Raw genomic sequence first — 13,435 nt, 5'->3', positions numbered from 1 at the left:
GAACGGATGCACAGATGATTGGCTATTTCCTGCGCAGATAAAACCCGCTAAAACAGCAGTCTGTTTCAACAAAACTTTGATAATGAGTGCAAGTGCATGCTGCGTTTTGATGATTTGCAGTTGTTTGTGCGTGCGGCTGACCTTGGCAGCTTGTCCGCTGCGGCACGGGTGATGGACCTGTCGCCTGCGGTGGCGAGTGCGGCACTCAAGCGGATCGAACAGCAACTGGGTACACGCTTGCTGGCGCGTTCCACTCGCAGCCTGCGGCTAACGGCCGAAGGCGAGGGCTTCCTGGAATATGCCCGTGCGGCCTTAAGCTCGCTGGATGAAGGGCGACGCTTATTGGCCAGCGGGCAGGACCATGTCAGCGGTGTGCTGCAATTGTCGGCTCCGTCGGATTTCGGGCGCAATCAGCTATTGCCGTGGTTGGATGAGTTCCAGCGTGACTACCCGCAACTCACCGTGCGGCTGTTGCTGGGTGATCGGATTGCCGATCTGTTCCGTCAGCCGGTGGATATCGCCTTGCGCTATGGTGAGCCTGAAGACTCCAGCCTGATTGCGCTGCCCATCGCCCCAGACAATGTGCGTGTGCTGTGTGCCTCTCCCAGCTATCTCGCACGTTATGGCGAGCCTCGGCACCTGGAGCAACTGGCCCAGCATAATTGCCTGTTGTACATGCTTGGCAGCCGGGTCCACGATCATTGGACCTTTCACGACGGCAAGCGCGAGATCAGCCTGACCGTCACTGGCGACCGCTTCAGTGACGATGCCGATGTGGTCCGCCGCTGGGCGGTGGCGGGTGTGGGCATTGCCTACAAGTCCTGGCTGGATGTGAGTACCGACGTGCTGGCCGGGCGCTTGCGGCTTATCCTGCCGGAGCTGCGGGGTGAGCGCACGCCGCTCAATCTGTTGTGTGCCCATCGTGCGCAACTGAGCAAGCCCATCAATCTGCTGCGGGAAATGCTCGCTTCCCGCTGTACGACATTGACCGCCCAATTGCCAGTGCGATCCAGTGCGACGTAACGGACTCCATCAAAGTAGGAAATTTCACTCAGCTCCTGTCCCTCTCTACGCTGTCAGACGCGATGGAACCGACGGTTTGCGCCCCTATACTTCGGTGCCTACCTCAGCAGAAAAATAAATCGACAGGGAGTGAAAAGATGGAAGCTGCACCTTGCATCAGTCAGATCGCCAGCTTGCTCGCCGAACCCAAACGTACCGCCATGCTGTGGGCCTTGATGGATGGCTCGGCCAAGTCGCCCGTCGAGTTGGCAGCACTTGCCGGGTTGTCACCGACCTCTGCCAACGCGCATCTGGCGCGACTGACGGCAAGTGGCGTGCTGCGAGTCGAAGCCCAGCGTGGCAAGCGCTTGTTCCGTGTCGCGGCGCCTGATGTCAGCGCCGCTATTGATGCCTTGGCCAGGACCACCATGGCGTGCGCCGCACGCCGTGGGCCGGAGGCTCTAACGCCCGCCCTGGTTGCCCCGGCCCTAGTTGCCCCGGCGTTGTTACGCCATGCGCGGTTGTGCCATGGCCACCTCGGCGGGGAATTGGGCGCGCAGCTGTATCAGCATCTTTTGGACGCGTGTTGGATAGAGCGCCATGAGCAGCGCGCCGATATCACGGTCAAGGGCGCGCAGCGCCTGGCAAACCTGGGGATTTTTACCCAAGCCCTGGCGTCGCCGCTGGTGTGTAATTGTTTCGATTGGAGCCAGCCCCAACCTCACCTGGGCGGCGCGTTGGGGGCGGGGTTGTTGCAACTGTTTCTACAGTCCAATTGGATCAGCGTGGTCAATGACTCCCAGGCTTTACGGGTCAACGCCGCAGGACACAGGAAAATCACCCGATTGGCCATGTCTGCATGACATGGCCAATCCTTTTCTACTCAGCTACGGCTTTACGAGGCGCGCATCCAGGCTGTTCTGCGCCAGGCGTTTGGCCTGGTCCTGGGTCATGCCCAGCGAGGTGTACAGCGCGTGGAAGTTCTCGGTGACATAACCGCCGAAGTAGGCCGGGTCATCCGAGTTCACCGTCACCTTCACGCCACGCTCAAGCATGTCGAGGATGTTGTGCTGGGCCATGTCATCGAACACGCACAGCTTGGTGTTGGACAACGGGCACACGGTCAGCGGGATCTGCTCGTCGATGATGCGCTGCATCAGGCGCTCGTCTTCGATAGCGCGCACGCCATGGTCGATGCGCTGGATTTTCAGCAGGTCGATGGCTTCCCAGATGTACTCGGGCGGGCCTTCTTCGCCGGCGTGGGCCACGGTGAGGAAACCTTCGTGGCGGGCACGGTCGAACACACGCTGGAACTTGCGCGGTGGGTGACCCATTTCCGAGCTGTCCAGGCCCACGGCCACGAACGCATCGCGAAATGGCAGAGCTTGGTCCAGGGTTTTCTCGGCTTCAGCTTCGCTCAGGTGGCGCAGGAAGCTGAGGATCAAGCCGCTGGTGATGCCCAGTTGCTGCTCGCCATCTTTCAATGCGGCGGCGATGCCGTTGAGCACCACTTCGAACGGGATGCCACGGTCGGTGTGGGTCTGCGGATCGAAGAAGGGTTCGGTGTGAATCACGTTCTGCTCTTTGCAACGCAGCAGGTAGGCCCAGGTCAGGTCGTAGAAGTCCTGGGAGGTGCGCAGCACATCGGCGCCCTTGTAATACAGGTCGAGAAACTCTTGCAGGTTGTTGAAGGCATAAGCCTTGCGCAGGGTTTCGACGTCGTTCCACGGCAGCGCAATCTTGTTGCGCTCGGCCAGGGCAAACAGCAGCTCAGGCTCCAGCGAGCCTTCCAGGTGCAGGTGCAGTTCAGCCTTGGGCAGGGCGTTGAGCCAATCGTACATTTTCTAAATTCTCATCAGGTGCAATGGCGGCATTCTACAGGCCATGGCCGAAATAATCGGCAAAACCTGACCAGCAGGATCGTTTTCGTTGCATTCGCGCAATGGCCGCGTGAACTAAGGTGTAACGAAACGTTAGCGGCGTGACGCAGTCTGTACCCCATCAATGACTGATTTGCCGCACTAAAAGGCCCGGAATGCTCACATCCCTCAAGCAAGAAAAATTCATGCTGCTGGCGCTGATTGCTGCCATCGCCGCCTACCCGTTAGAGCATTGGATGCTGCACAGCGGGCAGATCACGGCGTTGTTGGCCGGCGTGGTGCTGATCGGTTTTATCGTGGTGGCGTCAATGCGCGTGGCCCATCATGCCGAGCAACTGGCGGAAAAGGTCGGTGACCCCTACGGCACCATGATCCTCACCCTCGCCGCTGTGCTGGTGGAAGTGGTGATCCTGGCGATCATGATGAGCAACGAGCCGTCGCCCACCCTGGTACGGGACACCATTTATTCGGCGGTGATGCTCGATATCAACGGCATCCTCGGCCTGGCAGCGCTGATGGGCGGCATCAAGCATGGCGAACAGTCCTACAACGATGATTCGGCCCGCACCTACAGCGTGATGATCCTCACCGCCATGGGTGTGTCGATGGTGGTGCCGGAATTCATCCCCGAAGCCGACTGGAAAATCTATTCGGCCTTCACCATTGGCGCGATGGTGGTGTTGTACACCCTGTTCCTGCGCATGCAGGTTGGGCCGCACAGTTACTTCTTCAGCTACAGCTACCCGGAAAAACGCCGCAAGAAGTTGCCGGAAGACGAGCAGGCGCCGCCGGTCAACCTGGCGTTCTCCATCGGTACCCTGGTGTTTGGGGTGATTGTGATCGGTGCGCTGGCCGAGGTGATGTCCAAGACCCTGGACCTTGGCCTGGAAGGCACGGGGGCGCCGCCGGTGATTACGGCGATTGTGGTCGCGGCCATTTCGGCAGCGCCGGAGATTCTGACAGCATTGCGCGCCGCGTTGGCCAACCGCATGCAGTCGGTAGTCAACATTGCGTTGGGTGCTTCGCTGTCGACGGTGATCCTGACGGTGCCGGTGATGGAGGCTATGGCGCTCTACACCGGCCAGCCGTTCCAGATGGCGATGACGCCGGTACAAACGGTGATGGTGTTTATCACGCTGATCGTCAGCGCGATCAACCTCAACGATGGCGAAACCAACGCCATCGAAGGGATGACCCATTTCGTGCTGTTTGCGACCTTTATCATGCTGTCGCTGTTGGGGTTGTAATCAGCCAGCGATCAACTGCCGCGCGGCCTGGGTGTGATCGGCGATCAGGCCTTTCAGGTCCAGGCCTTCGACCTGGCCTTCGATCACGCGCCATTTGCCTGCAATCATCACCCGGTCCGCACGGTCGGCGCCGCACAACAGCAGCGCCGAAATCGGATCATGGCTACCGGAGAAGCGCAGCTCGTCGAGCTTGAACAGCGCCAGGTCGGCCTGTTTTCCGACGGCCAATTCACCGATATCCGTACGGCCCAGCAACTGCGCCGATCCTTTGGTTGCCCAGCCCAGCACGCCTTCCGGGGTGATCTTTTCCGCGCCGTAACGCAGGCGCTGGATGTACAAAGCCTGGCGCGCTTCAAGGATCATATTCGACGCGTCGTTGGACGCGGAACCGTCCACACCCAGGCCGATAGGCGCGCCGGCCGCGAGCAGGTCCAGGGTCGGGCAGATGCCGGACGCCAGGCGCATGTTCGAGCTTGGGCAATGGCAGATGCCGGTGCCTGCAGCGCCCAGGCGCGCAATTTCATCCGGGTTGAAGTGAATGCCATGAGCCAGCCAGGTACGTGGGCCGAGCCAGCCGACGCTGTCGAGGTAGTCCACGGTACGCAGGCCGAAGCGCTGCAGGCAGAAATCTTCTTCGTCGAGGGTTTCGGCCAGGTGGGTGTGCAGGCGTACATCCAGGCGGTTGGCCAGTTCGGCGCTGGCTTCCATGATTTCCGGGGTGACGGAAAACGGTGAGCAGGGCGCCAGGGCGATCTGGATTTGCGCGCCGTCACCACGCTGGTGGTATTCGCGGATCAGACGCTGACTGTCTTCAAGGATGACTTGGCCCTGCTGCACCGTCTGTTGCGGTGGCAGGCCGCCGTCGGCTTCACCCAAACTCATGGAACCACGGGTGAGCATGGCGCGCATGCCCAACTCGCGGACGCTTTCCACTTGTACGTCGATGGCGTTTTCCAGGCCGTCGGGGAACAAATAGTGGTGGTCCGCCGCTGTGGTACAGCCCGAGAGCAGCAATTCGGCCAATGCGACTTTGCTGGCGAGGGCGAGCTTTTCCGGGGTGAGTCGTGCCCAGACCGGGTACAGGGTTTTCAACCAGGGAAACAATGGCTGATTGACCACCGGCGCCCAGGCGCGAGTCAGGGTTTGATAAAAGTGGTGGTGAGTGTTGATCAGCCCCGGCAAGACCACATGCTCACGCGCCTCGAACACTTGGGCGCAGGGCTGCGCGGGTTCTTGGCCTTGGGCTAGCACTTCGCTGATTACACCGTCTTGCAGCACCAGGCCGCCACGGGCGTCGAGGCCGTTGGCCGTGAAAATCGCGAGGGGGTTTTTTAACCAGATACGGGTCGCAGGCATTGGCCGGCTCCTCTGAATGATGGGTTCAGGTTTGCCAGCTCAGTGTTGCCCTGTCTGCTGATCCAGGGTCGCCGGTAAAGGCGAGGGGGCAGTCTACGCGCGGATCGTTACCGACGGCAATCGGTCGATAACGATACTCAGGGTTTTACCAGGCGATGGTGTCGCCTTTGTAATCGATGAAATGATGGCCGCCTTTGCCAGTGTAGGCGTTCACCTGGTCCACCAGGCCGCGCACGCTGGTGTCGACGTCGATGTGTGCGTTTTCACCGCCCATGTCGGTCTTCACCCAGCCTGGGTGCAACGACAGCACGGTCAACTTATGGTCGCCGAGCTGGGTAATAAAGCTGTTGGTCATGGAGTTGAGTGCCGCCTTGCTGGCTTTGTACAGCGCCAGGTCGGAGCCGTCGGGGATGGTCACGCTGCCCAGTACCGAACTCATGAAGGCCAATACGCCGCTGTCTTTACGGATTTGCCCGACAAAACGCTGGGCCAGGTTGATCGGCGCTACGGCGTTGGTGAAGAACAGTTGGCCGACTTCTGCCAAGGTGGCGTGGCCCGGCTCTTGATTGACGGGGCCCTTGACGCCGGCGTTGACGAACAGCAGGTCGAAGGTCCGTTCCTTCAGGCGTTGGCTCAGGGCGATCACGGCTTGCTGGTCGTCCATGTCGAGTTTTTCGATCTTTACTGGGCCGACGGCCTTCAGGGCATCGGCCTTGCTCGGATCGCGCACGGTGGCCGTCACGTCCCAACCGTCCTGCAACAGTTGCTTGACCAAGCCAAGGCCCAGTCCGCGCGAGGCGCCGATGATCAATGCGGTTTTTGGCGTAGACATGAAAAGCTTCCTTTAAGAGTCGCGGTTCAGGGTGTTCAGCGTTGTAGCAGGATACGCCCACGGCTGAGGTCGGCGAGTTGAATTTGCAGGGTATCGATATGTGCTTCGCCCAAGGCGAGCTGCAACTCGACGCCGTTGGCGGTGAAGGTTTCTTCGACCACCAGCCCGCCCAGTTCAGCGACGCGCAGTTTAACCAGGTTCAGCTCGGCGAAAGCGCAGGCGCAACTCAAGGGCACGCGGCTGATCAGTTCGATGCGTTCGGCATTTTGCAGGCATTTATTGGCGCCTCCGCCGTAGGCGCGGGCCAGGCCGCCGGTGCCCAATTGGATGCCGCCGTACCAGCGGATTACCAGCACCGCGACCTGATCAAACCCTTGTGCCTCGATGGCCGCCAGAATCGGCCGTCCAGCGGTGCCACCGGGTTCGCCGTCGTCATTGCTGCGGTATTGGTCAGCGAGCTTCCAGGCCCAGCAGTTGTGCGTGGCGTTCAAGTCGCTGTGCTGCTCAAAAAACGCCTGGGCATCTTGTGGGCTGGTGATGGGGCCGGCGAGGGTAATGAATCGGCTTTTGCGTATTTCTTCACGAAACTCGCAAAGGCCGGTGAGCGTGAAAGGCATAAGTCGCTTCGTTTAATAGGCGGGCTTGACGCCACAGCCTTTGAGAATGATGTGGATCAGGTTGGTGCCGGCGTCTTCCATATCCTGCTTGGTCAGCTTGGTGCGACCGGTGACGCGGCAGATCTGGGTGGCGAAGTCGGCGTAGTGCTGGGTGCTGCCCCACAGCAGGAAGATCAAGTGCACGGGGTCGATCGGGTCCATCTTGCCGGCGTCTATCCAGGCTTGGAACACTGCGGCGCGGCCACTGAACCAGGCGCGGTAGTCCTGGCTGAAATATTCGGTAAGGCATTCGCCGCCGCTGATGATTTCCATCGCGAAAATTCGCGAGGCCTGGGGTTGGCGGCGCGAGAACTCCATCTTGGTACGGATGTAGCGGGTGAGGGCGACGGCCGGGTCATCTTCGGCGGTCAGCGTGTTGAAGGTGCTGTCCCACAGTTCGAGGATGTTGCTGAGCACCGCAATGTACAGGCCCAGCTTATTGGTGAAGTAGTAATGCAAGTTGGCCTTGGGCAACCCGGCACTGGCAGCAATGGTGTTCATGCTGGTGCCTTTGTAGCCATGGCGCGCGAACTCATCTTCAGCAGCCTGGAGAATCGCTTGTTCGTTCTTTTGCCGAATGCGGCTGGCGGGCTTACCGGCGTGGTTGCTGTGGGCAGGAACTTCGAGGCTCATGGAGGTTTCCGTGCTGATCGATAGAGGCGACGTGTGCACAGATAACCCACCCTCAAGCCTCAGACAAGTCCTGATGCAATAAAACCGTCAAAGCGGTTCCAGGGTGTCGCTTTCCGGAGTGTGGTTTGCGGCAGTCGCGGTTGCTTTGGCTTCGGGTAATAACAGGCACAACACAATCGCGGTCAACCCGCCGCTGGTGATGGCGGAGTCGAACAGGTTCTGTACCAGCGTCGGCATCAGGTGCAGCAGGTTCGGTTGCGCTGCGATGCCCAGGCCGACGCCAAACGAGGTGGCGATGATCAGCATGCTACGCCGGTCCAACGGTGCCTGGGCAAGGATGCGCACGCCGGCGGCGGCCACACTGCCGAACATCACCAGGGTGGCGCCGCCCAATACGGGTTTGGGGATTTGTTGCAGTATCGCGCCAATCAATGGAAACAAGCCGAGGGAAAACAGCACCACGCCGATGTATAGGCCGACGTAACGGCTGGCCACGCCGGTAAGTTGGATCACGCCGTTGTTCTGCGCAAAGGTGGTGTTAGGGAAGGCGCTGAATGTCGCAGCGATCATGCAGCTCACGCCATCGCCGAGTACGCCACCTTTAAGCCGGCTTATATAAGAAGGGCCGCTGATGGGCTGGCGGGCGATCATGCAGTTGGCGGTGAGGTCGCCGACGGTTTCGATGCTGCTGATCAGATAAATCAGCGCAATCGGCAGGAAAGCGCTCCAGTCGAAGTTGAAACCGAAGCGAAACGGAATGGGCAGGCTGACCAGAGGCAGGTCGGGCAGGGCTTGAGGCACGAGTTTGCCGCTGAACCAGGCGGCGAGACTGCCGAGGGCCAAGCCGATGATGATGGCAGAGAGGCGTACCCAAGGTGTGTTGGAGCGGTTGAGCAGAATGATCGTCAAAACGACGAACACGCCCAGCGCAAGGTTGGTGGGCGCGCCGAAGTCGGGGGCGTTGAAGCCGCCGCCGAGATCAGTGATACCGACCTTGATCAAGCTGATGCCGATCAGGGTGATGACAATCCCGGTCACCAAGGGCGTGATGACTCGACGCAACTGGCCGATAAAGCGGCTCAGCACGATCTGCACTACAGCGCCGAAAAAGCACACCCCAAAGATCATCGCCATGATGTCTTCCGGGCTGCCACCGCGTTGTTTCACCAGGAATCCGGCCGACAGCACTGCGCCGAGGAAGGCAAAGCTGGTGCCTTGCAGGCAGATCATCCCGGCGCCGATTCCAAATGGCCTACGCGCCTGAATGAAGGTGCCTACGCCGGAGACCATCAGCGCCATGCTGATCAGGTAGGGCAAATGGGCAGTGAGGCCCAGGGTGGAGCCGATGATCAGCGGCGGGGTGATGATGCCGACAAATGCAGCGAGCACATGTTGCAGTGCGGCGAGAAAAGCCGGGGCGGGTTTTGGGCGGTCATTGAGGCCGTAGATCAGGTCGCTGCTGTTGGACGCTTCTGGTGGCATGGCGGGCAAACTCAAGGTCTATGTCCTTGGGTTATTGCAAAAAGCTGTCCAACTGCTCAGCTTTTAGCTGCGAGGCCGAGTTAGCGGGTTGCCGCGAGACTTTCCAGGAAGCTTTCCAGCACCAAATGGGGGCGTCGGCCCTTGCGCGTGACCGATGCGAGGCTTAAATCGTAAAAACGTGTAGTCGGTTTCAGCGCACGCAGTCGTCCTTGTTGTACCCACAGGCTGGCGTAATGGTCGGGCAGGTAGCCGATATAGCGGCCGGTGAGAATCAGGAAGGCCATGCCTTCGCGGTCCGAAGCGCTCGCGGTGCAGTTGAGGGCCTGGTAATGGGCCTGAATCTCGGCGGGCAGGCGGAAGGTTGGGGCGATCGCGTCTTGGGCATCGATGCGTGCGTCGCCCAACTGCTTGTTGTCGGCGTAGAACAGCGGGTGGCCAACGGCGCAGTAGAGCAGTGAACGCTCACTGTACAGCGGCTGGTATTCCAATCCCGACAGGGCGCTGGCCTGGGGCACCACGCCCACATGCAGGCGGCCGTCGAGTACGCCTTGCTCGACTTCGTTGGGGGCGATCATGCGGATCTGGATTTGCACGTCCGGTCCGCGTTCTTTGAGCTGTGCGAGCGCATGGGTGATGCGCATGTGGGGCAGGGTGACGAGGTTGTCAGTGAGGCCGATGATCAACTCGCCGCGCAAGTGCTGGTGCAAGCCGTTGACCTCGGTGCGGAAGCTTTCCAGGGCACTTAATAATTGCAGGGCGGATTGGTAGACCTCGCGGCCCTCTTCGGTCAGCGAGAAGCCGGCGCGGCCGCGTTGGCACAGTCTTAATCCGAGCCGTTGTTCGAGATCGCTCATTTGCTGGCTGATCGCCGAGCGCCCGATGCCCAGCACGGTTTCCGCCGCTGAGAAACCGCCGCATTCGACCACGCTGCGAAAGATGCGCAGTAGGCGGATATCGAAGTCGCTGACTTGGGCCAGGGGATCGGGTCGACGGCTGCTCATAGTTTAGTGAAGGCCTGACTGAAGGTTAGAAGAGTTGAATTTCACCGACTTTATCGCCATGGCAATTTAGCTGCAACAACGCTTTTCAATCCCGACGCTGCCTTCTGTCCCGCGAGGTTTTGCTGATGAACATGCCCGAAAACGCCCCATCGTCCCTGGCCAGCCAATTGAAGCTGGACGCGCACTGGATGCCGTACACCGCCAACCGTAACTTCCAGCGTGACCCGCGCCTGATCGTGGCGGCCGAGGGTAGCTGGTTGACCGATGACAAGGGGCGCAAGGTGTATGACTCGTTGTCGGGGCTGTGGACCTGTGGCGCCGGGCATACCCGTAAGGAAATCCAGGAAGCGGTGGCCAAGCAATTGGGCACTCTGGACTACTCGCCAGGCTTCCAATACGGTCATCCGTTGTCTTTCCAACTGGCGGAAAAGATCACTGACCTGACCCCTGGCAACCTGAATCATGTGTTTTTCACCGACTCCGGCTCCGAGTGTGCCGATACCGCGGTGAAGATGGTGCGGGCCTACTGGCGCCTGAAAGGCCAGGCGACCAAGACCAAAATGATCGGTCGCGCCCGTGGTTATCACGGCGTTAACATCGCCGGCACCAGCCTGGGCGGCGTTAACGGCAACCGTAAGATGTTTGGTCAGGCGATGATGGATGTTGACCATCTGCCGCACACCTTGCTGGCGAGCAACGCCTTCTCCCGTGGCATGCCGGAGCTGGGCGGTATCGCGCTGGCGGATGAGCTGCTCAAGCTGATCGAGCTGCATGACGCATCGAACATCGCCGCTGTCTTTGTCGAGCCAATGGCAGGTTCTGCGGGCGTGCTGGTCCCGCCACAGGGTTACCTCAAGCGTCTGCGTGAGATCTGCGACCAGCACAACATCCTGCTGGTGTTTGACGAAGTGATCACCGGCTTCGGCCGTACCGGTTCGATGTTTGGTGCTGACAGCTTCGGCGTGACCCCGGATCTGATGTGCATCGCCAAACAAGTCACCAACGGCGCGATCCCGATGGGTGCGGTGATTGCCAGCAGCGAGATCTACCAGACCTTCATGAACCAGGCCACGCCCGAGTACGCGGTGGAATTCCCCCATGGCTACACCTACTCGGCGCACCCGGTCGCCTGCGCCGCTGGATTGGCGGCATTGGACCTGTTGCAGAAGGAAAACCTGGTGCAGAGCGTCGCTGAGGTCGCACCGCACTTTGAGAATGCGCTGCATGGCCTGAAGGGCAGCAAGAACGTGATCGATATCCGCAACTACGGCCTGGCCGGTGCGATCCAGATTGCCCCGCGTGACGGCGATGCGATCGTGCGCCCATTCGAGGCCGGCATGGCTTTGTGGAAAGCCGGTTTCTACGTGCGTTTTGGCGGTGACACCCTGCAGTTCGGGCCAACCTTCAACAGCAAGCCACAGGACCTGGATCGCCTGTTCGATGCGGTCGGCGAAGTGCTGAACAAGATCGACTGATTTCTCCTTCTATATAGAACAACTTTTCAGGAGCCCCGCATGAGCCTTATCCAGCATTTGATCAACGGTGAGTTGGTCAACGACAGCGGTCGCAGTGCCGACGTGTACAACCCGTCCACCGGCCAGGTGATCCACCAAGTGCCGTTGGCCAGCCGTGAAACCATTCAACAGGCAATTGACTCGGCCAAGGCGGCGTTCCCGGCCTGGCGTAATACTCCAGCGGCAAAGCGTGCCCAGGTGATGTTTCGTTTCAAGCAATTGCTGGAGCAGAACGAAGCGCGTATCTCGCAGTTGATCAGCGAAGAGCATGGCAAGACCTTGGAAGATGCCGCGGGTGAACTGAAGCGGGGGATCGAAAACGTCGAGTACGCGTGCTCTGCGCCGGAAATTCTGAAGGGCGAGTACAGCCGTAACGTAGGACCGAATATTGATGCGTGGTCGGATTTCCAACCACTGGGCGTAGTCGCTGGCATTACGCCGTTCAACTTCCCAGCGATGGTGCCGTTGTGGATGTATCCGCTGGCGATTGTCTGCGGTAACTGTTTCATCCTGAAACCATCGGAACGTGATCCGAGCTCCACACTGTTGATCGCGCAGCTTTTGCAGGAAGCCGGTCTGCCTAAAGGTGTGCTGAGTGTGGTGCACGGCGACAAGGGCGCAGTGGATGCGCTGATTGAAGCGCCGGAAGTGAAAGCGTTGAGCTTCGTGGGTTCGACGCCGATTGCCGAGTACATCTATTCGGAAGCGACCAAGCGTGGCAAACGCGTGCAGGCACTGGGTGGTGCGAAGAACCATGCGGTGCTGATGCCGGATGCGGATTTGGATAACGCCGTCAGCGCGTTGATGGGCGCTGCTTATGGTTCTTGCGGCGAGCGCTGCATGGCGATCTCGGTAGCCGTGTGCGTGGGCGACCAGGTAGCGGATGCGCTGATTGCCAAGCTGGTGCCGCAGGTCAAGGCGCTGAAAATCGGTGCGGGCACGTCCTGCGGCCTGGATATGGGGCCGCTGGTGACAGGGCAAGCCCGAGACAAAGTCAGTGGTTATATAGAAGACGGCGTGGCGGCGGGTGCCCAGCTCGTGGTTGATGGTCGTGGCCTGAGTGTTGCCGGACATGAAGAGGGTTTCTTCCTCGGCGGCAGCCTGTTTGATCGTGTGACGCCAGAGATGCGCATCTATAAGGAAGAGATCTTTGGGCCCGTGCTGTGCGTCGTGCGGGTGAATAGCCTGGAAGCGGCGATGCAGCTGATCAACGATCACGAATATGGCAACGGCACCTGTATCTTTACCCGTGATGGTGAAGCGGCGCGTTTGTTCTGTGACGAGATTGAAGTGGGCATGGTCGGCGTGAACGTTCCTCTGCCGGTGCCGGTGGCGTATCACAGCTTTGGTGGTTGGAAGCGTTCGCTGTTTGGTGACCTGCATGCGTATGGGCCGGATGGGGTGCGTTTCTATACCCGTCGCAAAGCGATCACCCAGCGCTGGCCGCAGCGGGCCAGCCATGAAGCGTCGCAGTTTGCGTTCCCTAGCTTGTCTTAAGGCAAGCTGAAAGCCGGCCCCTAGGGGCCGGCTTTCGCGTTTTTGGGGCTTTTCTGACTTATATGACAGAAATATGAAGAAAGGCATTGACGGCAGATTCTGGATGTCTATAATTCGCCCCACTTCCGGCGCAGTCGAAACGGAAAACTTCTTGGTAAACAATGAGTTATGTAAGTTTCGGCAGTAGGTTGCTTCAGTTCATCGAAGCCAAAAGGAAGTTGAAAAAGAGGTGTTGACAGCAGCGTGTAACGCTGTAGAATTCGCCTCCCGCTGACGAGAGATCGGAAGCGCAAGTGGTTGAAGTTGTTGAAGAAATCTTCGAAAGCTTCTGAAAA

At 59.7% G+C, this 13,435-nt stretch carries 13 protein-coding genes; 5 read left to right on the top strand and 8 right to left on the bottom strand.

Annotated features, from left to right (window positions below; translation table 11 throughout):
* The first annotated feature begins 96 nt into the window (after window positions 1-96).
* Both EJ576_RS03650 and EJ576_RS03645 read left to right on the top strand, forming a co-directional pair.
* Entirely contained in the window at window positions 97-1,023 is a 927-nt protein-coding gene (locus EJ576_RS03650; RefSeq protein WP_122730719.1) for a LysR family transcriptional regulator, read from the top strand.
* A 137-nt stretch (window positions 1,024-1,160) separates the two neighbouring features.
* Window positions 1,161-1,865, top strand: coding sequence for a helix-turn-helix transcriptional regulator (locus EJ576_RS03645; RefSeq protein ID WP_122730721.1), 705 nt, complete (start codon window positions 1,161-1,163; stop codon window positions 1,863-1,865).
* 24 nt (window positions 1,866-1,889) lie between these two features.
* Here EJ576_RS03645 and EJ576_RS03640 read toward each other — a convergent pair whose 3' ends face one another.
* Complete coding sequence (locus EJ576_RS03640) at window positions 1,890-2,843, bottom strand: adenosine deaminase (RefSeq protein ID WP_126569586.1); 954 nt, start codon at window positions 2,841-2,843, stop codon at window positions 1,890-1,892.
* Between the two features lie 194 nt (window positions 2,844-3,037).
* Between EJ576_RS03640 and EJ576_RS03635 the strand changes: the two genes are divergently transcribed.
* Window positions 3,038-4,129: a calcium:proton antiporter gene (locus EJ576_RS03635; RefSeq protein ID WP_016977045.1), complete on the top strand. Its 1,092-nt coding sequence runs from the start codon at window positions 3,038-3,040 to the stop codon at window positions 4,127-4,129.
* Here EJ576_RS03635 and EJ576_RS03630 read toward each other — a convergent pair whose 3' ends face one another.
* From EJ576_RS03630 to EJ576_RS03605, 6 genes are all read right to left on the bottom strand, one after another.
* Window positions 4,130-5,485: an 8-oxoguanine deaminase gene (locus tag EJ576_RS03630; RefSeq protein ID WP_126569585.1), complete on the bottom strand. Its 1,356-nt coding sequence runs from the start codon at window positions 5,483-5,485 to the stop codon at window positions 4,130-4,132.
* Between the two features lie 145 nt (window positions 5,486-5,630).
* Window positions 5,631-6,317, bottom strand: a complete 687-nt coding sequence (locus tag EJ576_RS03625) for an SDR family oxidoreductase (RefSeq protein WP_122730724.1) — start codon at window positions 6,315-6,317, stop codon at window positions 5,631-5,633.
* Between the two features lie 35 nt (window positions 6,318-6,352).
* Window positions 6,353-6,934, bottom strand: coding sequence for a YigZ family protein (locus EJ576_RS03620; RefSeq protein ID WP_028615618.1), 582 nt, complete (start codon window positions 6,932-6,934; stop codon window positions 6,353-6,355).
* A gap of 12 nt (window positions 6,935-6,946) precedes the next feature.
* The gene (locus tag EJ576_RS03615) at window positions 6,947-7,606 is read right to left on the bottom strand and encodes a TetR/AcrR family transcriptional regulator (protein ID WP_028615619.1); all 660 of its coding nucleotides are present in this window, start codon (window positions 7,604-7,606) and stop codon (window positions 6,947-6,949) included.
* Window positions 7,607-7,693: 87 nt separating this feature from the next.
* Window positions 7,694-9,088 (bottom strand): uracil-xanthine permease family protein, encoded by a 1,395-nt coding sequence (locus EJ576_RS03610; RefSeq protein ID WP_126569843.1) that lies wholly within the window; start codon window positions 9,086-9,088, stop codon window positions 7,694-7,696.
* An 80-nt stretch (window positions 9,089-9,168) separates the two neighbouring features.
* Window positions 9,169-10,089, bottom strand: a complete 921-nt coding sequence (locus tag EJ576_RS03605; RefSeq protein WP_028615621.1) for a LysR family transcriptional regulator — start codon at window positions 10,087-10,089, stop codon at window positions 9,169-9,171.
* 125 nt (window positions 10,090-10,214) lie between these two features.
* On the opposite strand from EJ576_RS03605, the gene EJ576_RS03600 reads away from it, so the two are divergent.
* Both EJ576_RS03600 and EJ576_RS03595 read left to right on the top strand, forming a co-directional pair.
* The gene (locus tag EJ576_RS03600) at window positions 10,215-11,564 is read left to right on the top strand and encodes an aspartate aminotransferase family protein (RefSeq protein WP_032887096.1); all 1,350 of its coding nucleotides are present in this window, start codon (window positions 10,215-10,217) and stop codon (window positions 11,562-11,564) included.
* A 39-nt stretch (window positions 11,565-11,603) separates the two neighbouring features.
* Window positions 11,604-13,100 carry a CoA-acylating methylmalonate-semialdehyde dehydrogenase gene (locus EJ576_RS03595; RefSeq protein ID WP_122730728.1) on the top strand — a complete coding sequence of 499 codons (1,497 nt, stop codon included), beginning with the start codon at window positions 11,604-11,606 and terminating at the stop codon, window positions 13,098-13,100.
* Window positions 13,101-13,207: 107 nt separating this feature from the next.
* Here the strand turns inward: EJ576_RS03595 and EJ576_RS29870 are convergent.
* Window positions 13,208-13,435, bottom strand: a 228-nt coding sequence (locus EJ576_RS29870; protein ID WP_218570329.1) for a hypothetical protein, incomplete at its 5' end; no start/stop codon positions are given.

Origin of the sequence: Pseudomonas sp. C 49-2 (assembly GCF_003970195.1) — a bacterium.
Classification (GTDB): domain Bacteria; phylum Pseudomonadota; class Gammaproteobacteria; order Pseudomonadales; family Pseudomonadaceae; genus Aquipseudomonas; species Aquipseudomonas canadensis.
The sequence above is the reverse complement of the archived record's forward strand: the minus strand, read 5'-3'. Positions and strand labels throughout refer to the sequence as shown.